The following is a 1,219-nucleotide window of genomic DNA, read 5'->3' as shown; positions in this document are numbered from 1 at the left end:
ACCTGAATCAGTGATTTCTGTGATGTCCTGTTTCTGCTCGGGAGAAATCGTAATATGATTAACCACCATCATTTTTTCATTACCAATCAATAGGTTGTCTGCGATGATTCCCTGTCCTTTAACAACGTCCGTTTTTTCAAATTTGATAGGATTGAATTTTCCGATCATGCGTACAACTGCCGTTGCTAATGGGTGATCAGATTCATTTTCTGCTGAAGCAACTGCATCAATCAATTCTTTTGAAGCACCATAATTTTTGACAACAACAACTTCTGTATTGCCTTTCGTCAGAGTACCCGTCTTATCAAACAGAAGCGTATCAATGTGACTGAAGGTATTCATAACATCACCTCCCTTGATAAGGACGCCTCTTTTTGCACCATTCCCGATTCCTGCAACATTTGAAACAGGTGCACCAATCACGAGGGCACCAGGGCAACCAAGTACGAGAATCGTGATGGCTAGTTCTAGATTATGACTAAAAACCCAAGTAATAGCTGCAATAACAAGTACCGCTGGCGTGTAATACTTAGCAAAGCGGTCGATGAATTTCTCAGCAGGAGATTTGGTATCTTGGGCTTCTTCGACAAGTTCAATAATTTTACCAAAGGTTGTATCTTCGCCGACTTTTTCTGCTTCTACGTAAATTGTACCGTTTTCTAAGATAGAACCTGCAAAAACTTTGGTACCAGCTTCCTTTCTGATTTCACGTGATTCACCTGTGATACTGGCTTCGTTGACATAGCCAGATCCTTGGTAAATACGACCATCAACAGGAACTTGACGTCCGGTTTTTACTAAGAGTTTGTCGCCAATTTCAACTTCATCAATGTCCATTTCTTCGCCATCAGCAGATAGGGCTGTGCTGGGTGCCATATTCGTGAGTTCTTTGATACTTGATCGCGTTTTTTCAAGCGTTTTTTTCTCCAAAAATCCACCGAAAGCGAAGAGAAAAGTGACAATTGCTGATTCTTCATATTCACCGATGAACAAAGCACCGATAACTGCAATAGAAACTAGCAGGTCAATCGAAATTTGTTTCACTTTGATTGCTTGATAGGCATGAATTGCAACAGGTATAAAACCGATAATACTTGCAATAATCATTGTCGAATTCCAAATCCATATTTGATTTACACCATATTTACCAAGGTATCCGAGTACAATGAGAATGGCTGAGAGGATAACCAAGTGATTACTGTGTTGTTGAAGTCGTTTT

At 40.0% G+C, this 1,219-nt stretch carries 1 protein-coding gene; it reads right to left on the bottom strand.

Features of this window, described 5'->3' with window-relative positions:
• A partial coding sequence (locus tag ACWD3C_RS48690) for an HAD-IC family P-type ATPase (RefSeq protein WP_451155279.1) occupies positions 1-1,191 on the bottom strand: 1,191 nt, incomplete at its 3' end.
• Positions 1,192-1,219: the final 28 nt, after the last annotated feature.

Source organism: Streptomyces sp. NPDC002845 (genome assembly GCF_053591955.1).
Note: the sequence above shows the minus strand (reverse complement) of the source record. Positions and strands in the feature narration are given on the sequence as shown.